At 59.1% G+C, this 19,950-nt stretch carries 16 protein-coding genes; 6 read left to right on the top strand and 10 right to left on the bottom strand.

Going from position 1 to position 19,950, the window contains the following annotated elements; genetic code table 11:
• Positions 1–136: 136 nt before the first annotated feature.
• Positions 137–1,279 carry a collagen-like domain-containing protein gene (locus ABQJ48_RS36320; protein WP_367842715.1) on the bottom strand — a complete coding sequence of 381 codons (1,143 nt, stop codon included), beginning with the start codon at positions 1,277–1,279 and terminating at the stop codon, positions 137–139.
• A 978-nt stretch (positions 1,280–2,257) separates the two neighbouring features.
• Here ABQJ48_RS36320 and ku point away from each other — a divergent pair.
• Positions 2,258–3,208, top strand: coding sequence for a non-homologous end joining protein Ku (ku, locus tag ABQJ48_RS36315; protein ID WP_367842714.1), 951 nt, complete (start codon positions 2,258–2,260; stop codon positions 3,206–3,208).
• Positions 3,205–4,047 carry a tetratricopeptide repeat protein gene (locus tag ABQJ48_RS36310; protein WP_367842713.1) on the top strand — a complete coding sequence of 281 codons (843 nt, stop codon included), beginning with the start codon at positions 3,205–3,207 and terminating at the stop codon, positions 4,045–4,047. The genes ku and ABQJ48_RS36310 overlap by 4 nt, the downstream gene beginning before the upstream one ends.
• Positions 4,048–4,445: 398 nt before the next feature.
• On the opposite strand, the gene ABQJ48_RS36305 is transcribed toward ABQJ48_RS36310, so the two are convergent.
• Complete coding sequence (locus ABQJ48_RS36305) at positions 4,446–4,655, bottom strand: hypothetical protein (RefSeq protein WP_367842712.1); 210 nt, start codon at positions 4,653–4,655, stop codon at positions 4,446–4,448.
• Between the two features lie 586 nt (positions 4,656–5,241).
• Between ABQJ48_RS36305 and ABQJ48_RS36300 the strand changes: the two genes are divergently transcribed.
• Entirely contained in the window at positions 5,242–5,799 is a 558-nt protein-coding gene (locus ABQJ48_RS36300) for a Uma2 family endonuclease (RefSeq protein WP_367842711.1), read from the top strand.
• Between the two features lie 613 nt (positions 5,800–6,412).
• Here ABQJ48_RS36300 and ABQJ48_RS36295 read toward each other — a convergent pair.
• The 4 genes from ABQJ48_RS36295 to ABQJ48_RS36280 all read right to left on the bottom strand — a co-directional run bounded on the left by ABQJ48_RS36295 (position 6,413) and on the right by ABQJ48_RS36280 (position 10,738).
• Complete coding sequence (locus ABQJ48_RS36295) at positions 6,413–7,423, bottom strand: Ldh family oxidoreductase (RefSeq protein ID WP_367842718.1); 1,011 nt, start codon at positions 7,421–7,423, stop codon at positions 6,413–6,415.
• A 153-nt stretch (positions 7,424–7,576) separates the two neighbouring features.
• Entirely contained in the window at positions 7,577–8,317 is a 741-nt protein-coding gene (locus ABQJ48_RS36290) for a FadR/GntR family transcriptional regulator (RefSeq protein ID WP_367842717.1), read from the bottom strand.
• Positions 8,318–8,573: 256 nt separating this feature from the next.
• Positions 8,574–9,581 carry a trans-3-hydroxy-L-proline dehydratase gene (lhpH, locus tag ABQJ48_RS36285; RefSeq protein ID WP_367842710.1) on the bottom strand — a complete coding sequence of 336 codons (1,008 nt, stop codon included), beginning with the start codon at positions 9,579–9,581 and terminating at the stop codon, positions 8,574–8,576.
• A 35-nt stretch (positions 9,582–9,616) separates the two neighbouring features.
• Positions 9,617–10,738, bottom strand: a complete 1,122-nt coding sequence (locus ABQJ48_RS36280; RefSeq protein ID WP_367842709.1) for a branched-chain amino acid ABC transporter substrate-binding protein — start codon at positions 10,736–10,738, stop codon at positions 9,617–9,619.
• A gap of 161 nt (positions 10,739–10,899) precedes the next feature.
• Between ABQJ48_RS36280 and ABQJ48_RS36275 the strand changes: the two genes are divergently transcribed.
• Positions 10,900–13,113, top strand: coding sequence for a N,N-dimethylformamidase beta subunit family domain-containing protein (locus ABQJ48_RS36275; protein ID WP_367842708.1), 2,214 nt, complete (start codon positions 10,900–10,902; stop codon positions 13,111–13,113).
• 447 nt (positions 13,114–13,560) lie between these two features.
• Here ABQJ48_RS36275 and ABQJ48_RS36270 read toward each other — a convergent pair whose 3' ends face one another.
• From ABQJ48_RS36270 to ABQJ48_RS36255, 4 genes are all read right to left on the bottom strand, one after another.
• On the bottom strand, positions 13,561–14,538 hold the full coding sequence (locus tag ABQJ48_RS36270) for an ornithine cyclodeaminase family protein (protein WP_367842707.1): 978 nt from the start codon (positions 14,536–14,538) through the stop codon (positions 13,561–13,563).
• A 43-nt stretch (positions 14,539–14,581) separates the two neighbouring features.
• Complete coding sequence (locus tag ABQJ48_RS36265) at positions 14,582–15,574, bottom strand: asparaginase (protein WP_367842706.1); 993 nt, start codon at positions 15,572–15,574, stop codon at positions 14,582–14,584.
• Positions 15,575–15,631: 57 nt separating this feature from the next.
• On the bottom strand, positions 15,632–16,882 hold the full coding sequence (locus ABQJ48_RS36260) for a D-amino acid dehydrogenase (protein WP_367842705.1): 1,251 nt from the start codon (positions 16,880–16,882) through the stop codon (positions 15,632–15,634).
• Positions 16,883–17,080: 198 nt separating this feature from the next.
• A complete protein-coding gene (locus ABQJ48_RS36255; protein ID WP_367842704.1) occupies positions 17,081–18,160 on the bottom strand; it encodes a GlxA family transcriptional regulator in 1,080 nt (359 codons plus the stop codon).
• A gap of 320 nt (positions 18,161–18,480) precedes the next feature.
• Here ABQJ48_RS36255 and ABQJ48_RS36250 point away from each other — a divergent pair, with 320 nt between their 5' ends.
• Together ABQJ48_RS36250 and ABQJ48_RS36245 are read left to right on the top strand one after the other, a co-directional pair.
• On the top strand, positions 18,481–19,605 hold the full coding sequence (locus tag ABQJ48_RS36250; protein ID WP_367842716.1) for a branched-chain amino acid ABC transporter substrate-binding protein: 1,125 nt from the start codon (positions 18,481–18,483) through the stop codon (positions 19,603–19,605).
• Between the two features lie 192 nt (positions 19,606–19,797).
• Positions 19,798–19,950, top strand: a 153-nt coding sequence (locus ABQJ48_RS36245; protein WP_408360981.1) for an ABC transporter permease subunit, incomplete at its 3' end; no start/stop codon positions are given.

The following is a 19,950-nucleotide window of genomic DNA, read 5'->3' as shown; positions in this document are numbered from 1 at the left end:
ACAGCGCGCACACACGAGACCGGCATTACCGGTCTCGTGGTACATCGCCACCCACCGCAATCGAGTCGCAATCTCACGGTCCATCGCTTCATTTTAGTTGAAACGATGTCTGTGAATCACACACATCATAACTGGCCTACGATTCACGTGGCTGGTCTATCGCCCGCTTCGACGTCTTTGCTCCGCGCAACGCCACGCGCTGGTCAAACATGAGCTTGGCCATGTCCATCTCGTGCGCCTGCTTTACTTTCAACGTTGCGAGTTCAAGTTCGGCCAGGCTCTTCTTGCTGGCTGTTTCGTCTAGCAACTTCTTCGCAAATGCATAGCAGACGAAAACTACACCAACGACGAGTGTATACGCGCAGACAAAGATAAATAGCTTTTCCAGGAATGCAATCGCCAGATACGCAAAAAACCACGCTGCTACCAAAAGAACGATAACTTCTATCAACGACGCTCCCTGAGACCAACTCCGATATCGACGAAGTTTAGCCTGGTACTCCTTGGTTCGCTGTACGAAGTCGTCTTTGGAAAACCTATCGATTTTTTGCTCGCGCTCGTCCTCGGTCATCCCGGGTGAGGGCACTACTTCTCTTCTTGCGTACTCCCTGGATTCCCGTTCGGTGGGCGGTTGACCCGGGTCTAATTTGTTCTTCTTTCTCTCAATCAATGCGAGAATAATTGGGCTTAAGGCCGTGACGAGACCAGAAAGTCCGGTTAAGAGATAGTAAAAAAGTGGCTGCGATAATCCTTCATGACAGTTCTTGCAGTTCGGAGTGTCTTTGAACCCGTCCCCCAGTGCCCATTGCCAAGGAAGTCCAGGGAAAGCGGCTGGCCCCGAAGCACCCGTGGCACCCTGGGTGCCGTCTTTACCCGGAGTGCCGGGTGCACCTCTATCGCCTCGGTCGCCCTTTTCACCCCGGTCTCCTCTTTCACCCCGGTCACCCTTTTCTCCGCGTTCGCCTCGCTCGCCCTTGGGCCCAGGGTCACCTTTCTCCCCCTTGATTCCCGAGTTCCCTGTTTCACCCTTTGCTCCGCGCTCGCCTTGACGACCCATTGTCCCAGGGTCTCCCTTTTCGCCTTTCGCACCTGGAACGCCGTTTATTCCTGGGTCTCCCTTGTCTCCCTTTGGGCCCGGACCACCCATATAGGCGATATAGACGGCGCCCGTGGCCGCGTTATCTGAAGGATGGGTGTTAGTTCCGGGTTGCCCACGATTTGCGCAGGCAGACAGTGCTATTGAGAACGCCACAGCTGTCAAAACCAGTAACCGTGCCATCGCATCCTCTCGTCGTGCCGATGCCGGTGGGAGCCAATCACGGCGCGTATAAACCGTGGCGGACCGAACAGCGAAATAGACCAAGATTCTGAACAACTCTAGGACACGGCATGCTGTCACGCAAATCGTGCCAGCGCGGGTCGGACAGCGTCCCGGGGAACCCCACATCACAGCTCGCGACGTAGCCATCATCGAGCAACGTTGGCATGACAGCTTGTCTCACCGTCTTTGGCTTCCGTCGGTCCCACCCCAGATGCAATTCCCTCAATCGCGTCTCAGGCTTCCCCGACATCGGAAGCATTTCTTGCGCGTCGAGGCAGTGCCGCCGGCGTCGCCCTTCCGCGGCCGGTTGCAACGCAAGCTTCTGCGCCCGCTGTCGCCTCTACTGCCTCCAGTCCGACTGACTCCCGCCGCACGACTGGCTTGAGTGCCAGTGTGTTGACAGCGTTGCTTGTCGGACCTGGATTCGGCGCGCTTTTCCGACGTCGCAAGCAGGACGCTGGCGGCCAGAGTAACCATTAGAGGATATTCGCACTCACGCGAGCCTCGTGGTCTACCCACGACCGCCACCGCGTTTTGGGGGGCGGGCGCGGCCGGGATGGGGTTCTCGATGCCAGTGTCCGGGGAGCAACGATTCGAGCTCAAAAGCGGCGGGCACTGGACGGTGCAGACGGCGAAAGAGTATCTTAGCTTTCAAACGAGAGGCCTCATGGGAGGCGTACTGGTCCAAAAGACAATCGTTGGCGTCGGCTATGAAGCCCTACGATGAAACGTCTCTTGGCGGAAGGTACAGCGGTTCGCACAGAAGAAGTCGGGTGGGGCGGCAGCTTGCGCTGCATGCACTCCAGCCGGTTTCGCGACGCGAGCCCGTCAACTGGCCGGCACATGACATCTTCTTTATCGCGAACCTTTGGCCACTCATGAATGGTTAGCAAGCAGCGCCGGTGACTTGCTGCCGGCCGCTATCAGGAGACTCACATGGCAGCGCGTTCCATCGCATCGCTGACACTGTCCTTCGGACTGGTGTCCATACCGGTGAAACTCTATTCGGCGACAGACAGCGCTGCCGGCGTGGGCTTCAACCTTCTGACGCCCGAGGGCGGTCGCGTAAAACAGCAATACATATCGGAGGCGACTGGCGTCGTCGTGGCGCGCGCGGATATGAAGAAGGGATACGAGTTTGAGAAGGGGCAGTTCGTTGTCTTTGCTCCTGAAGAACTCAAAGCGCTGGAGGAAGGTGCAAGTCACGTCGTGGAGATTGTCTCTTTCGTTCCGGAAAAGTCAGTGGACCCGCTGTACTACGACAAGGCGTATTTCATCGCCCCGGACAAACGCGGCGGCAAACCCTACAGCCTGCTGCAGCTTGCCATGCGAGAAAGCGAACGATGCGCGCTTGCGAAATGGCCGTACAAGGGAAAGACCCGCATCGTTCAGATACGGCCCGCGGAAGGCGGTATGGTTTTCCAGCAACTGCTATTTGCCGATGAAGTGCGCGCGCTGAACGATTTGCACATTGAACAGGTGACTGTCAGCGATACGGAGTTGAAGCTCGCGCTGCAAATCATCGACCAGGTGTCGGAAGACGCCTATGACCCGACCGCTTACGAAGACGAAGAAAAGAAGCGGATTCTGGAAGCCATCGACCGGAAGATTGCGGGCAAACAGATCGTGTCGCCGGAGGCGCCGGCCGAAGATTCTGGTGGTCAGGTGATTGACCTGATGGAGGCCCTTCGCGCGAGTCTGAGCGCCAATAAAGAAAAGCGGGAGGCACCGGTGAAGACTGCTGTGGCGAAGGCGCCGGCGACGAAGAAAATGGCGCCCGCTGACCTCGAGATGCTTGCCGGCAAGCCTCGCCGGCCGGTCAAACGGGCCACACCGAAAGCCGACGTCAAAGAGGCGCCACCGGCAAAGGTCCGAGCACGCAAGTGACTAGCGGGAATCAGTCAAACGACTACTCGTTGCGCAGCCTTCAATCGCTGCTCGGGGTATCGCGTCGGGTGCTTTCCGGGTTGATTGAAGCCGGATTTGTTCACCCGGCACGCGGCCGAAGAAACGAGCTTCGATTCTCTTTCCAGGATGTGGTGGTTCTGCGCACCGCATTCCAGTTGCAATCGGCCAAAGTTTCATCACGCAAAATTCTCAAGGCGCTTGCCAAGCTGAAAGCCGAACTCCCCGATGAGCTTCCCTTGTCCGGGATCCGGATAACCTCTGTGGGCGAGACCGTCGCGGTCAGGTCGGGACAGGCCCAATGGGACGCTGCTTCGGGCCAGCATCTGCTCGACTTCGAGGTCGCACCTATTCGAGGTGACGTCGCGTTCCTCGACTCCGCACCGCGGAACCGGGCGAATCGGGAGCAGCAAGCGGAGAAATGGTTTGCACTCGCGGAACAACTGACGCAAACCGATGTTGTTGGCGCGGAGCAGGCTTACCGGAAAGCGTTGGAACTCGCGCCATCACCGCATTACCACGCTTATACCAATCTCGGCGTATTGCTCTGCGAGGCGGAAACCCGGTGCGATGAGGCATTGTCCGTTTTCGATGGTGCTCTACAGCATTTCCCCGATGACGCGTTACTGCACTTTAACCGCGCAGTCGTTCTCGAAGAACTGAAGCGCTATGACGCTGCGGAAACAGCCTATCAGCAGTGCATAAAACTTGACCCGACCCATGCCGATGCTCACTTTAACCTCGCCCGACTGAGCGAGATTCGCGGAGACAAACAAGGACTGGTCCGGCATCTCAGTGCTTATCGTCGGCTGGTTGGCTGACTCAGGCCTTCCCGGCACCTGTCATTGTCGTTTGCCACGAGTACAGGGGCACAATCAACCTCGGCACTCGTGAAACGCTCGCACGCAAAAACGCCGCAGCTTGGCTACGGCTTCAATCCCATCGAGGCACTGCCAGATAACTTGGACGAAGAGATGAGCATCACCGCTTTGCTCCAGTCCCTGCCGGACCGCACGCGGGCACTAGCGGCTCAGCCAGGTACTTGCAGGGTGGTCAACACAACCGGTCTAACGCGACGCCGGTATTTGTCCCTTTTCGCCCTACGGGCTTGTTTCTTTCCCAGTTGTTGCCCATCCTGACCGTGCTCACGGGCAAAGCCCGCGCGCCCGGTGATTCGGCTTTCGACTGACGAAAGACTCCGCAGCGAGGATCGCCTGCGCTAGGGCGGCCCGATAGCGTCGTGGTGCGCCGGCGTCGTCTCATCCGCACAGTGGCGCTGATACGCGTCGGACAATTGCGAGCAAAGTTGCGCCAGCTCGGCAAGCTGTACGGCCTGGCCGGCATGCTCGACCTCGCCTGCGTTGAGCAAGTCGTCGAGGACCGGAGCGAGACGGCGCAATTGCCGGAAAGTGGCGTCGTCGAGTTTCATTGTGGACTTCCTGTAGCCGATACGGCTCATGGGGGCGCGGAACCGACTCACGCTTTCCCCCCGTAGCCGCCCTCTGTAATGGGAGGCGGCGCGTTGGCCGCCCGAAGGAGCTTTGCGATGTCTTCACCAGGGAAGGAGGCCTCGCATCCGGGCAGCTGCTGATAGCACCAGCGCCCGCAGCGAAGGTTCGCGGCTTGCACGCCTTGGGCCGGAGGCTTGGCGCGTCCGGGTGCGGACGTTCCTGACTAACGCCTCTTTTGCCAGCGCGTCGCATCGCGTACGCGATGCGTCGGCCGGGCAACCTGAGGCTCGAAGTTTTGCCTCGCACCGTAAAGCATAGGCGACCCGCAAACTGCTCTTCAACTGTTGCCATTGCACTGCACAACAATTCTAAGAAGTTACATTAGCATCACCCGCGGGAGCTCGATGCAGAGGTACAGCGCCCAGAGCCACCCCGCGCAGGCCAAGAAATTGTACGCCGGATACGCTTGCTGGGTGGAGCTAGTTTTGTGCGACGCACAAATAAAACAATTGTTAATTCGCCGGGAGAGGGTTTACGCTTAAGGGACTTCCTCGCGAGACAACTATGTCCACGCCTGCTCTTCTCGATTGCGACGAACTGCTTGCCGCCTGGCATCGACTTATTCCGAATGCAGATTTTGCCCAGTGTCACCGTTACGAGCTAGACGAAGTTGGCCAAGCCGTCTCGAATCCTCCGCCGTCTGCCAGGCGCCAGATAGTGCTTACCGACGTCTACTGTCACGTAACCGAACACATGGGTCACCTTGCCGCCATGTCGGTCGCCGTTTCGACGCGGTCGTTCGGCATCAGGGTTCCGGACGTCGTATGGATGCCGTGCCACAGGTGGGAAGGTTTTGACCGTGACGAGCCGCTACCGTTCGTGCCAGAACTCTGTGTCGAGGTGCTTCTCGATACTGACAGGAGCCGAGACATCGAGCGGAGGGTGCAGGCCTATTTGGCCGGCGGGGCTGCTGAAGTCATTGTCATCGGTAGGGGCGGAGAGATTGAGTTCTGGGGCGCCAAGGGCAAGCGGCAAGCTTCCACTTTCGGCATAACACTCCCGCTTGACAGCATGTATTTCGACGAGCCTCAGGTGTCCTCCATCTTCAGCGCGCGTTGTTGAGAACCCTCATTCCCATGACGTTCACCTACGGCGAACGTCATCTGCAGTGCTATACGGCGAATTGTCCGCTTCAATATTTCGCGCAACCCATCGTTCGACAGAGCCGAGAGACGGAGGTCGTCTTTGCTGTAGCGCCCCGCGGTCAGGAACGGAAAGGCAGACTGTCGGCATGGCATCTCGAGCAGGACGCGTTCGGGACGAGAACTTCACTTATCTGGAGTTTCACGACATTTAAGCAGACTGACGACAATTGGCGGGGACGACGAGGCGAACGGGTTCGTTTAGCGGGCGGGGTTCAAGGGGAAGTGAGGCGGGGTCGATTCACGGTTTAGACCGGTTGTCGGCCAGAACCGCCATTGAGGTGAAGACGTCCGTGAGGCGGCTGCCCGTTGCTTTCCCGCCGTTCGCACGCCGGCGGCCGCGAATGTCGGGTCTCAGTGTCCGCGAATACGCGCTCCCGACCCCAAGCCGCCGTTCGATAGATGACCGCGAACGTCCGCACGCCGTCGCGGACAGGACTCTCGCAATCTGACGTACCGATACTTCGGTTGTTCGCGCCGATTGCGGCAATTGAGGCGTAGAGCCAGGATGCGCCCCTATCAGTCGACAGATCTCACGAAATCAAACGAGTGAGTTCGTCGTGAAGCTCCTTTGAGAGCGACACGCCATGTTGAAGGCTGTGCTGTCGTGCATCGAATCGTCGCTGGGAGGGCAGACGCGCGCCTTGCCCCACAATGCCGTCAAACAAAGTCTCGGCGCGTCGCAGGTTATTCATAGGGTCCGCGCCAGCGAAAACTGCGGGATCGAAAGCAACGACGATTTCACCGTGACACGGTGCCGCTCCTACGCCTTCATCGAACGCCAGCGACTCCGGGCTAAGCATATCGCTGATCAACGGGCCAGCCAGCAACTCAACCATTGCCGAAAGCGCGGACCCTTTATAGCCTCCGAAGGTGAGCATGGCACCGCGCAACGCTTTATCGGGATCATCGGTGGCTTGGCCGTTTTCGTCGATCGCCCAGTCGCCCGGAATCCTGGAGCCGGACCGCTTGTGCAATTCGATATCGCCACGGGCGATCCTGCTTGTAGCCATATCGAAAACAAACGGAAAGGGGCCTGGACGTGGCCACGCGAACGCGATCGGGTTGGTTCCGAATAGCGGCCTGTTTCCACCAGCGGGTGCCACGCAACTGTGTGTTGGCGTCATGGCCAGTGCGGCTATGCCTTTAGAGGCAATGGCCTCGACCTCCGGCCACAAAGCGCTGAAGTGAAAGCAGTTGTTGATTGCCAGAGCCGCGACACCTGATTTCTTTGCTTTTTCGACGAGGACTCGACTCCCCAATTCAAAAGCGAGCGGAGAGAATCCGAAACGGGCATCGACTTTGACAAGCGAAGGCGAGACATCGTTTATCTGCGGTTCGGCATCAACATTGACTTTGCCCATTCTCAGCGTTTTTACGCATCCAATAAGGCGCCATACACCGTGTGAGTGGCATTCGTCCCGCTGGCCCGCAACGAGTACCTTCGCCATCGCGACCGATTGACGCGCACTGAGGCCATTGGATGCCAGCACGTCAAAGGCCAACTTGTGCAAGTGATCAAGTGAAAGAACTATTTCTGACATGTCTTCTGAAGTCTGTCTTTTATCAGTGGCCGCGCGGTCACGGGCGTTGCTTCCTGTCCAGCATCTTCCGATGATCATCGGGGGATGTCGCTTGCGATCTCCCTGTCGACGAAGGCGGAGTTTTACTGGGCCAACTGATGGACCACGCCGGCTCTACCGGGGCGCAATATCCCGTCTCACCCGCTTGATGTGCTGCTCCACGTAGAACCCTGCCGCGTCTGCATCACCACTCACTATCGATTCGTAGATAAGCCGATGCTCGGATGCATACAGGCGTATTCGCAAGGGATCGAAGATCCCGTCGTCTTTCAACCTTTTCCACAACGGTTGATCCATTGTTTTCGCCACTTCGTCGGCGATCTTGACGAGCAACGCGTCACCGGTCATTACCGCCAGTTGGCGGTGGAACATTCTGTCGCTGTTGTTCCAAAGTGCGCGCTGCTCAGGATTGTCAATATCCTGGATCGTCTCCATCTCCGCAAGGTATTGCTCAGCCAGGCGATCGCGCTTGCCTCGTGCGGCGGCTCGTCGTGCGATTGCTGGCTCGAGGATGAATCGTGTTTCGAGCGTTCCCGTTGGGCTGAAATCCGGTTCCGAATTCTGAGCTCCATGATTGCCGTCGCCGTTAAGCAAGCGCTCAGAGGCCGCAGACGCGACATATGTACCGGAATTGCGCTTCGTCACGACAAGGCCTTCATTCTGAAGCGCCCCTATTGCCTCTCGAACCGCAGGCCGGCCGACACCATAGAGCGCCGCAAGCTCGCGTTCCGATGGCAAACGGGACTCGACCGCGAATCGTCCCGTGCGGATTTCCTCCTTGATCTTCTCCTCGACCTGCTCATAAATCTGCAGTGGTCTGAAATTCGATTCGAGATCCTGCCGTGTCGTACCCATCTCACTTCCCTTTATTTCCTGACGCCCGATGCGCCAAAGTTCACCTGTCATTGACGAACAATTATCCTCCGTCGCCGCGACATGATGCCATCCTCCGATTCAACCCCGCATGAAGCGTTCGCTGCGGCTCGCACAGGAGAAAAAACGTGACTGCGTCCCGTTTCAGAGTGCGCGGCAAAGGCTCCTCGAAAACGGGCAAAAAGGTGTTGTGCGGGTGTGGTAGTTCGGTCCATGCAGCGCCCGCAATCCGCACGCTCTAGCGCACCAGGAACCCGTAGGTCAAAGGATCACGTTCGTCGATCAGCCAGGTGCCGTATCCGCAGATAAACGCATTCCCTTCGATCTCGGGAATCACTGCCTCGAATTCACCGCATTTCGTCTTACCCAGCACGCGGCCCCTGAAGATCGTTCCGATGATCGACTCATTTACGAGCATTCCATCCGAGGGTAGCGTGCCACGCTCGTAGAGTTGAGCGACGCGCCCTGCTGTGCCGGAGCCTGTTGGCGATCGGTCGACCTCGCGATCGGCGAAAATGCAGCAGTTGGCCTGCGTCGACCCCGGATGACGGGGCGAATTCGAAATAATCGTGCCGTAGAGCCCTCTGATTTCCGGAATCTCCGGATGAACGATGTCAAACGCCGCGTTCGTCGCCTGCTTGATCTCGTCACCGAACTGCTTCAGTCGATCGACGTTGTTTTCGCCCACCGGCATATCGTACCGTGCACCATCGACGTAGAAATAGAACGCGCCTCCGTAAGCGATGTCTCCGGACACGGGGCCGAATGTTGGCGTATCAACGGTGACGTCTTTTTTCCAGACGAATGACGGGACGTTCACAAAACGCACACTCCCCGCATTTTCGCCGTCCCATTGGACGAAAGCTTCGAGGAATCCGCAGGGCGCGTCGATTCCCACGCGTGTCTCGGGCGACGTGCGCTCAATCCACCCCAGTTCAACCGCCGCGGTGGCCAGCGCAATGGTCCCGTGTCCACAATGGGGGCTGTAGTCTTTGTTCTGCGTAAAAATGATCCCGAAGTCGGCGCCTTCACTGACGGGCTCAGTGAGGAAGCCTCCGTACATATCGGCATGGCCTCGAGGCTCCAGCATCATGGCGCTCCGTAACTCATCCGCATGCTTCTGGATCCACTCCCGCCGCTCCACGATGGTTTTCCCCACCAGACGCGGGAAACCGTTGGTGATGATGCGAAACGGTTCACCGCCGGTGTGCATCTCGATCGTATTAAGTGTCCTGGTGATTCGCATAGATACTCCGTCACGCTTACTGTTTCGATGGGAGCTTAGTTGCCGTAAGTGACGACAGCGCCATCCTTGAATGTGTACACGGTCGTCGCCGAGCTTTTCAGATCATGATGTACGTCGAATGCGTAGTCGCCAGCCACACCCTTATAGGTTGACTTGGCGAGTTGCGCACCAATCCTCGCGTGATCTGTTGTCGTGCCTGCCTTCACCATAGCGTCGGCCAGCAGCTTCATGCCGTCGTAGTAGCTGACGCCATACACCTGCGTGTCGACGTTGAAGGTCGCCTTATACTTTTTCAGGAACGCGCTACCCGCTGGCGTCTTGTCCAGCGAGACCCCACCTTGGGAGCAATATGCATTCGTAGCAGCCGGACCTGCGATTTTGGCCATATCAGACGTACAGATTCCGTCGCCGCCCAGCAGCTTGGCCCGCAAGCCGAGCTGGCGCATCTGTTTGACCAGCGGGCCGCTTTGCGACGCGTAGCCACCATAGAAGAGGACGTCCGGGTTCGCCGCTTTGATCTGGGACAGGACGCCCTTGAAATCAACGGCCTGACCATTCGTGTACTGCTGGTCGACAATCTTGAGCCCGCGAGCCTTTGCCACGCTCATGAACTCTTCAGCCACGCCCTGGCCGTATGCCGAACGGTCATCCATGACCGCCGCTGTCTTCGCTTTAAGCATGTCGATGGCGAAATTAGCCATCGCTGCGCCGAGTTGTCCGTCACTGGCTCCGATACGAAATACCTCGTCAAAGCCTTGCAGGGTCAGCGCCGGGTTCGACGCAACCGAAAGCATCGGGATGCCGGCGCTCTGATAGAGCCGCGACGCCGGGATCGCGACTCCGGAATTGTACGGACCAAGAACCGCGGACACCTTGGCGTCGACGAGTTTCTGCGCGACCTGCACCCCTACCCGGGGATCCGCCTGGTCATCTTCCGAGACCAGTTTGAATGTCACCTTTTTACCGGCGACCATCGTTCCAGCCCGATTCAGCTCGTGAACCGCAAGGCGCGCGCCGTTCTCGTTGTCTTTCCCTTCGGACGCCTGGGGACCGGTAAGCGGCCCGGAAATTCCAACAAGAACAACCTCTTGAGCGCTTGCGCCACCGGCGGCAAGAAGTGCAGCGACCGTCATTACCGAAGAGATCAATTTTTTCATCGCACGCCCCGACTGGTTAAAGTACACTGGACTCGATATTGACCACTTGTGGTTCGATTTGCAACCATTAAAAAACAAAATCTCACCGGGGGTTTCCCTGGCTAAGACGGTTGCAGAGCGGTTCTCTGCAGCCACGAGCAAGAACGAACGATCATCTGACCATGAATACTTCAGACTCCGGAATTCCCGCCATCATCGGCTATGTCACCCCGTGGAGCGCACACGCTGGTCAGGAACTGGCGTTCAAAATCAGTTCGCGCGGCGGTCGCGCTTTTACGGCGACTGTTGAGCGCATCGATTGTTGTGACCCAAACCCCGACGGGCCCGGGATGAAGCTGGTCCCGATCGATATCCAACTGGAAAACCCCTATCCTGGAGAGGAGCAGCCGGTATTTCCCGGCTCCTGCGCCTATGGCCCAATGCCGGCGCTAAAGGACGCTCAGTGCGTCAGGCTCGACCTGACGGTCCAGCCCACGCTTGAAGACACCTCCCCTCAGACATTGGTCGCTCTTCAGAACCACGATGGGACACACGGTGTAGCGATCGTTCTTATTCGCGGTGAGCTCGTTTTCGAGAGCCTCGCAACAGGCGAGCAGATCACTACGCGACTAGCTGTCGTCGCCGATTTGTGGGCAGACCTGCAGATATCGATCGACCGTGGCGGGCGGGTTCGGGCAATTAGCTCGGGTACAAACGCGCGCGAAGAGACATTCAGGGATGTAGCGGACTTTCAAGCGCCGTTCTCTGCCGCCGCGTTCGACGCTACTGCCGTGTGCTTTGCTGCTATTTGGAGAGGACACCCGGAGCATGCCTTCAACGGCTTCATCGAAAGCCCGGAATTGCGCGCGGCCAGCAACGATTCACGCGGCGATCAATGCGAGGAAACCCTGTTGGCGCATTGGGACTTCACACCAACGCTCGCTCACTCGAGCGTACCGAACTCGCTTGATAGTGACGCCCCGTTGACGCTCGTGAACACACCGATGAGGGCGGTTCGGTCGTCAGGGTGGACCGGCCGGGAGCTTGACTGGAAGCATGCGCCAGAGGACTACGCCGCGATCCGGTTCCACTCTGACGACCTGTCGGACTGTGGCTGGCAGACCTCGATACATCTGGAAATTCCTGCCGACATGGCATCGGGCGTCTATGGACTGCGCGTGGACAATGGGGAAGGTGTCGACACGATCCCGTTTTACGTCACGGTTGCGTCAGGGGGAAAGCATGCGCGCATCGCGTTCCTCGCACCCACACTGACTTACCTGGCCTACGCCAACAACGCCCGTGGAAATTTTTCTGGCCCGCTTGCCGCTCGCGTGAAAACATGGGGAGCGTATCCCCACAACCCGGACGTCGTAACCGCATTTGGCGCATCAACGTACAACTATCACCGTGATGATTCAGGTATAAGCCTCTCATCCCGCTTGCGCCCGGTTCTCACTATGCGCCCAGGCTATCTGACGTTCCTTGACGAGCATGGATCAGGTCTGCGCCACTTTTCCGCGGACTCCCATCTGACCAACTGGTTGAAGGAAAAAGGATTCGAATTTGATGTCGTTACCGATGAGGATCTCGATGAGCGCGGCGTTGACGCGTTGAAGCACTACGACGTTGTCCTGACCGGATCGCACCCGGAATACCATACACGCCGAATGCTGGACGCGCTCCTGGCTTACCGGTCTGCCGGCGGAAGCCTCATGTATCTTGGTGGGAATGGTTTCTACTGGAAGATCGGGCGCGCGGCATCTGTACCACATCTGCTCGAAATTCGTCGAGCCGAGGCCGGCATGCGGGTATGGGAAAGTCAGCCGGGCGAATACTACAACCAGTTGGACGGCGAGTATGGCGGGATGTGGCGTCGAAACGGACTGCCGCCGCAAAAAGTTGCAGGAGTCGGCTTTACAGCGGAGGGAGACTTTCGGGGCACATTCTATCGCCGCACGCCGGCCTCGTTTGCCGTCGAATATGCCTGGCTGTTTGCGGGGGTACAGGCAGGAGATGGACAACCACTTGGAAATTTCGGCCTGTCCGGCGGTGGCGCCGCAGGCTTCGAAATTGATCAAACTGCGACCGACCTCGGCACGCCCGCCTATGTGACAGTGGTCGCATACTCGGACGATCACGATGCGAGTTTCGTGACCGTTCCCGAGGAGCTTCTCTTCAATCGGATGGTCGGCAAACCGAGAGTGCATAGCGGCATTCGAGCCCACATGATCTGTGGCTTTGGCCCGAGCGGCGGCGGACTGTTCGCCGTCGGTTCGATCTCGTTTCTCGGAAGTCTTTACTGCGCCGGTTATGACAACGATATCTCACAAATTGTCGAGAACTGCCTGCGTCGTTTTTTAGCCGTCTCCCACATTTCCAGCAGTTATTCTTAAAAGGAGGTTTGATTGGAGGCGGGGTCGGCAGATGAGGTCATTTCAGGCCGGGGCGCGCCCAAAATCTGGAGAATTTCTGTCCATTTAAAGTGTAGCCAGCTTGCATTGGGAAGCCTGCGATACGCTCCCGAAATGGCTGCTGTGCGCCCATTTTCAGACATCGAGGCATCGCTTGCGAAGGTCACTAAGTGGCCGGCAGTACGCATTCACCCATTTCGCCAGAAAGCTGCCGTTGCAGACTCCAACGCCCAGCTTTGTGAAACGTCCACGGAGCTGGTGCTTTCGGCGATAAGGCGACGCTCGTTGCGTCGCGTCGAATGACTCAAAGCAGCACTATTACGGCCTTTCGCGCCATTTTTGGTCTGTCCGTTCATCCCGTCCACATATTTTCAAACGGCATTCAGCTATGCCGGACCTGCGGTTCTCTCAGAATGACGCGATATGATTTCATGCCTCTGCGCCGGCGGGTTTTGCCGGACTTGCGTTCGGAACTGGAGGCTGCATCCGCCCACCGGCCATACGGCGCGTGACCAACGCGGCGAGTGCTACATCGGCAAGGCCGAAGCCGAGCGACTTGAATACAGTAATATCTCCGGTAAAGGCTTCAGTTTGGGTTGTTCCGCTCCCAACAGCGTGACCAAGTTCAATAACATTGTCCCAATCGACGATACCTGGCCGCGCCATCAGGAGATCCCCCGCTTCGCGTCGCGCCTGCTCTAGCGATTCGACGACGAGCATGCCGGCGCGGGCGAGCACCGTATCGTCGAGTTCACGCGTGTCCGGCTTGCTCGACCCAATCGCAGCGACGAACGCTCCCGGTTTCACGTGCACGCCATCGAAGAGAGGCGTCGTGCCACGAGTAGCTGTCACGATTACGTCTGCAGCCTGAACGGCTGCTTGCGCGGCGCTTGCTTCGAAACGTGTGCCGGGAAAGCAAACTTGCATTTCCTCGACCGTCTCAGCGACGTGCTCGATACCGACGATCAACACGCGCTTGATACCGGAGTCTGCGGCGATAGCACGGATATGTGCCCTGGCCTGGAGGCCGGTGCCGAACACCGCGAGAACCCTCGCATCGGTTCGCGCGAACGCTTCGAATGCAATGCGCGCGACTGCTGCGGTACGGTACTCGGTGAGCGCATCGCCGTGGACGATTGACAGCAGACGTCCATCGTCATTCGAAAAGAGCGGGATCACGAAATCGAACTTGCCTCTGTGAGTCGAATACACTTTCGCGCCACACACGCCTGCGTTCGGCAGAATCGCTCCCATCGTGCTGAGCATGATGTCGTCGCCCCTGGTTCTGACGCGCGGCTGAATCCGTGCGTGGCCCCTGCCGTGTTCTTCCAGCGCGAGACGCAGTTCCTCAATCGCGTCGCGCATCGTGATGAGGCGGCGTACGTCGGCGTCGGTAATGAAGCGCATGATGTGTGCTTTTGGTGGGGTCGGTTGTGAAGGAGCGCGCGCTTCAGTAGCGCTCGAAGACAGCTTGCAACGCTTGCAAGTCGCGGGCTTGTGTCAGTGCCAGCATCAGAAGGATGCGGGCTTTTGAGGGAATCTGATCCTCGACGGTGAGCCAGCCGTAGGCGTCGTCGGGTTGCGCGCCGTTACGCAACACGATTCCGCTGCCAGTGCGCGATGCGCGCACGACATGAACGCCTCGCCGGACAGCATCGCGCAGCGGCTCGATGAGATGCGCTGCGACGTTGCCGTTGCCGGTGCCCGCATAGACCAAACCTTGCGCGCGGGCGGTGATCGCGCTCACTGCTTCCGGTGCAAGCGCGCCGTAGGCGTAGACGATGTCGACCTGGGGCATTGGCCCGAGCGTCTCGATCGACCACGGCGTCGCGAGCGTATGGGCACGCGATGGATGACGGTAGTAGCGTGGCTGACTTTCGATCACGTAACCAAGCGGGCCGTACGGTGAGCGGAACGCCTCGATCTTGAAGCTGTTGCTTTTCGCAACGTCTCGTGCGGTGTGGATTTCGTCGTTGGCGAACACTAGTGTGCCGAGGCCAACCGACGATGGGTGTGCAGCGACCGCGATCGCATCATAGAGGTTCAGCGCCGCGTCGGAACTCATTGCCGACGGCGGCCGCATCGAGCCAACCACCACAACCGGTTTGGAGCTCTTGAGCGTGAGATGAAGGAAGTACGCGGTCTCCTCGATCGTGTCGGTTCCGTGCGCGATCACAGCGCCATCGACGTCGTGTTGCGCGAGTAGTGTGGACACGCGCTTACCGATCGCGAGCAGCTGCTCGTTACTGAAATTCTCAGAGCCGTTTTGCAGCAACTGCTCCGTGCGCAGATTCGCCAGCGCGCAGGCATGGGGAATTGTGCTGAGAATTTCATCGATGCCACGCACCGAACACACGTATGCGGACGTGTTGTTGGCGGCTTTCCCCTGACCGGCAATCGTGCCGCCTGTGCCGATAACGATGATGTTGGCCTTTTCTGTCATGCGATGTCGATGATGTTGGGAGAGTGAGCACGTCACGAAGCGCATCGCCTCGCGGGTTCAATGCGAAAGCGCAAATGTGCTGCGCAGTTCGTAGCCGTTGCTGTTTGCCAGCCACTGCGCGAGCAGTGCCGCTGAACCCGTCGCAAGCGTGAAGCCGAGCGCGCCATGGCCGACGTTGAGCCACAGATTGCGGTAGCGCGTCGGTCCGACGATCGGCCTGCCACGCGGCGTCGCGGGGCGCAACCCGATCCATTCGCTACCCGGACAAGATCTGACGATGTCGGGATACATTGTGGCCGCCTCTGCTCGCAGCGTCACAAGGCGTGTGGGATCGGGTTCGAGCGAATAACCTTCGATATCGGCGATGCCCGCGACGCGCAGCCGTTTGCCAAGCCGCGCATACACTACTTTGCGGCTGAAGTCGGTGATGCTTATGTGGGGCGCAGGCGTCTGCGGTTGCAGGTCGAACGTCAGGCTGTAGCCTTTGACCGGATAGACCGGCACACGGATGCAAACGGACTTCAGTAACCGGGCCGCAGCCGCGCCTGAGGCGACGACGACATGATCGGATGGGAGCGGCGCACCGCCGCTCCAGGCTTCGACACGGCCGCCCGATTCAGCCCTCAGACAATCGATCGATGTGTTCATCAGGAACTGCACGCCGCGAGCGCGCAGCAGCGCTTCGAGGCTCTTGCAGAAGCGTTGGCAATCGGCCGTGTCCTCGCTTGGCGTATGGATGCCGCCCGCGAGAGAAGGCCGCAGGTGCGCGAGCGTGGGTTCGAGTTCGACGCACGCGTTGGCGCTCAATGCCTGCTGTTCGCAGCCGAGCGTACGCTGGAATTCAAGCAGTTTGACCGCGCTCTGCATCGCACCCGCGTCACGATGCAGCACGAGCTTGCCGGAGCGGACGAAATCGAAGTCGAGTGAGGGTTCGGCGGCGATCAGTTCGTGAAGCAGCCTCCGACTTAGGAACGACAGTGACAGCAGCTTGCGTGTTGTGAGTTCGCTCTGTTCGCGCGTGCATGCTGACAGAAACTGAAAGCACCAGCGCCACTGTTCGGTGCTCAGTTTCGGGCGAAAGCGCACCGGCGAGTCGCTGCGCGTGAGCCAGCGCGGCAGTTTCGAGACTACACCGGGGCCGGCTAGCGGTGCAACATAGCTATACGATAGCTGGCCGCCGTTGCCGAAGCTGGTCTCGCTCGCCACCTCCGGATGCCGGTCCGTGATCGTGACTTCGTGGCCGGCCCGGCTCAGGTAATACGCGCTCGACAGACCAATGACGCCTGCACCGAGGATCAATATCCGCATACTGCCGCACTCGCTTTTCTTCGTGTGTTTGCATGGAGGCCGTTTGCCACAGATGCGTCATCAGCCCGTCGACCGGACTGTACGGGGCCGTCGACGTGCCTGATTGCATCGATCTGCCCGAAAGTAGAAGAATCGCGACAGGCGCGTGCGAAACATGACGGTCGGCGTTGAGGGTCGGCGTAGAGCCGACCCGATGGATCATGCGGCGGCAGCGCCCCGGGATGTGCGCAGCTTGCCGGGTGTCACGCCGTACGCCTCGCGAAATACGCGGATGAAATGCGCGGCGTCCGCGAATCCGCATTCGTAGGCGATGTCGGTGATCTTGCGGGTTGTATTGACGAGCATCCAGCGCGCGTAACGCAGGCGCGTGCGCCGGTAGAATTCGTTCGGTGATGCGTTCATCTCGGCCATGAACGCGCGCTCGAGATTGCGCACGCTGGTGCCGATCATCTTTGCGATGACGGCGATATTGAGTGGCGCCTCGAGGTTTTCTTCCATCAGCAGCACCGCGTGGCGCACGGTTGCGTCTTCGACCGACAGGTAACCGAGCGCCGCGCGCCGCTCGACGAACGACGAGCCGCCCTGGCGGCTTACCGTCATCTGATGAATCACCTTCGATGCACGGTCGGGCCCACAGTGCAGACTGATCAGGCGCGCGGCCATTTCCACCACGGAAATGCCGCCCGCGCAGGTGACGCGGGCGCCGTCCATGAGGTAATCAGCATGCGTCATTACGCGCAGCAAGGGAAACATACGCCGGTAATCGTCGAGGTGGAAGCTGTGCACGCAGGCAACGTGGTCTTCCATCAGACCCGCGCGCGCCAGCACGAAACTACCGGTGCACACTCCGACGAGCGGAATGCCGGCGTAGGCAGCTTGTTTCAGGTAGTCCCAGTAGCGCCGGTCGACCTGGTCGAGATGTGGCAGCAGGCCGCCGATCACAACGAGATAGTCGAATTGCGCGACCTCTGGAAACGTGGACTGCGCCTTTACCACAATGCCGCAGCTCGCTTCGATCAATTCGCCCTCTGTGCCGACAATTGTCCAGAGACAGCGCAGCTGACGGCTCTGATCGCCACGATCGGCTGCGTGACGCAGCGCATCACACAGGCCGCCCAGCGACAGCATCGGAAAGCGCGGCCACAACAGGATGCCGACACTCAGTTCCGCGCCCGAACGGCTCGCGCGAGCCTCAAGGGTACGCGGCAACGCATCCAGTTGTTCGACCAGATCGTGAGCGGTATCGGACACTCGGGTGGGATCGGCGGCTGTCGGCATGCGAAAACTCGTGGGCGGATAGCATGGATTATAAGGTGGCGCATTGCGAATCGCTGCCATGCGGCCTTGCCGCAATTCTTCTATTTTCCGGCAGATCGATGCAATCCCAACGTATTGTGGCTGCATAAATTCAACCCCGCTAACGACCGGCGCCGCATTGTGAGACACAAACGATCCGGCGATGGCAGGAACACTGCCGGCATTGCAGCGGCAGACGGTCGAGTGTTTCCGATCGGCGGACGGCCATTGCCGTGCGCCCCCGGCCAACCACAATTTTTTTTGGGTGAAGCATGAGCAAAAGCACAACCTTGGGTCGCGGCATGGCGACCGTCGGCATTCTGGGGACATTGGCGGCCGCTGCAGTGGGCGTCGCCCGTGCCGACGAGATGGTGAAGATCGGCGAGGCCGCGCCCGTGACGGGGCCGGCCTCATATCTCGGCAAAGACACCGAGAACGGCGCCCGCCTTGCGATTGAGGAGATCAACCAGACGGGCCTCGTGATCGGCGGAAAGAAGGTGACGCTGGTCTTCGACGCGCAGGACGATGCGGGCGACCCGCGTCAGGCCACCCAAGTCGCGCAGAAGCTGGTGGATGACAAGGTCGTTGCGGTGGTCGGCCACATGCAGTCCGGCTCGACGATTCCGGCGTCGAAGATCTACAGCGATGCAGGCATCGCGCAAGTGTCACCGTCGGCGACGAATCCGGCTTATACGCAGCAGGGGTTCAAAACCACGTATCGCGTAGTCGCCACCGATGCACAGCAAGGGCCGACGCTCGCCGACTACGCAGCGAAAAGGCTAAAAGTAAAGACGGTCGCCATCGTCGACGACTCGACCGCATACGGCCAGGGTCTTGCGGTCGAATTCGAAAAGCAGGCAAAAGCGAACGGCATCACGGTCCTGTCGCACGACGCGAGCACCGACAAGACCGTCGATTTCCGCGCGATTCTCACCAAGATCAAGGGCGAAAAGCCGGACGTGATCATGTATGGCGGCCTTGATGGCACGGGTGGCCCGTTCGCGAAACAGGCCAAGCAGTTGGGTATCGCGGTGAAAGTGCTGGCCGGAGACGGCTTGTGCGCCGACGACCTCGCGAAACTCGCCGGCGATGCTGCCGATAACGTAATCTGCTCGATTGCTGGCGCGCCACTGCTGAAGATGGCCGAAGGTCCGGCGTTCGTCGAGCGCTACAAGAAACGCTTCGGTTACGCACCGGTTCTTAACTCACCGTTTGCATACGACGCTGTGGGTGTCATCGTCGATGCGATGAAGCGCGCGCAATCAACCGAGCCAGCGAAAATCCTCGCCGCGATGCCTGCCACCAATCATCAGGGGGTGCTCGGCGAGACGCAGTTCGATTCAAAGGGCGATCTGCGGCACGGCGTGATTTCGCTGTACAGGTACGTCGGCGGCAAGCAGGCTCTGCTCGACGTCGTGGAGAAATAGACAGGTCCTGGCGGTAGTTGTGTTGTACCCGTATCAATCTGTCTCCAGTTTGGTCGTTGCCGAGCGGCACGGGAGCATGATCCCTGTGCCGCTTTTTTATGACGTCGCGATTCCGAGATGCACATGAAAGCCGTTCGCACCGCCGCGCATTAGCGGGAACGGAGGTTCACAGAGAAATAAGGAGAAGGAGACATGGATATCTTCATCCAGCAGATCCTGAACGGACTGGTGCTTGGCAGCGTTTATGCCATCATCGCACTGGGCTATACGATGGTTTACGGCATTCTGGGCATCATCAACTTCGCGCATGGCGATGTGTTGATGGTCGGCGCGATGGTTGCGCTT

Origin of the sequence: Paraburkholderia suaedae, assembly GCF_040812055.1 — a bacterium.
Classification (GTDB): Bacteria; Pseudomonadota; Gammaproteobacteria; order Burkholderiales; family Burkholderiaceae; genus Paraburkholderia.
Note: the sequence above shows the minus strand (reverse complement) of the source record. Positions and strands in the feature narration are given on the sequence as shown.

Bases quoted from the DNA above. Each gene is read 5' to 3' on its own strand.
- ABQJ48_RS36320 (WP_367842715.1), bottom strand. From the start codon at position 1,279: ATGGCACGGTTACTGGTTTTGACAGCTGTGGCGTTCTCAATAGCACTG.
- ku (WP_367842714.1), top strand. From the start codon at position 2,258: ATGGCAGCGCGTTCCATCGCATCGCTGACACTGTCCTTCGGACTGGTG.
- ABQJ48_RS36305 (WP_367842712.1), bottom strand. From the start codon at position 4,655: ATGAAACTCGACGACGCCACTTTCCGGCAATTGCGCCGTCTCGCTCCG.
- ABQJ48_RS36300 (WP_367842711.1), top strand. From the start codon at position 5,242: ATGTCCACGCCTGCTCTTCTCGATTGCGACGAACTGCTTGCCGCCTGG.
- ABQJ48_RS36295 (WP_367842718.1), bottom strand. From the start codon at position 7,423: ATGTCAGAAATAGTTCTTTCACTTGATCACTTGCACAAGTTGGCCTTT.
- ABQJ48_RS36290 (WP_367842717.1), bottom strand. From the start codon at position 8,317: ATGGGTACGACACGGCAGGATCTCGAATCGAATTTCAGACCACTGCAG.
- lhpH (WP_367842710.1), bottom strand. From the start codon at position 9,581: ATGCGAATCACCAGGACACTTAATACGATCGAGATGCACACCGGCGGT.
- ABQJ48_RS36280 (WP_367842709.1), bottom strand. From the start codon at position 10,738: ATGAAAAAATTGATCTCTTCGGTAATGACGGTCGCTGCACTTCTTGCC.
- ABQJ48_RS36275 (WP_367842708.1), top strand. From the start codon at position 10,900: ATGAATACTTCAGACTCCGGAATTCCCGCCATCATCGGCTATGTCACC.
- ABQJ48_RS36270 (WP_367842707.1), bottom strand. From the start codon at position 14,538: ATGCGCTTCATTACCGACGCCGACGTACGCCGCCTCATCACGATGCGC.
- ABQJ48_RS36265 (WP_367842706.1), bottom strand. From the start codon at position 15,574: ATGACAGAAAAGGCCAACATCATCGTTATCGGCACAGGCGGCACGATT.
- ABQJ48_RS36260 (WP_367842705.1), bottom strand. From the start codon at position 16,882: ATGCGGATATTGATCCTCGGTGCAGGCGTCATTGGTCTGTCGAGCGCG.
- ABQJ48_RS36255 (WP_367842704.1), bottom strand. From the start codon at position 18,160: ATGCCGACAGCCGCCGATCCCACCCGAGTGTCCGATACCGCTCACGAT.
- ABQJ48_RS36250 (WP_367842716.1), top strand. From the start codon at position 18,481: ATGGCGACCGTCGGCATTCTGGGGACATTGGCGGCCGCTGCAGTGGGC.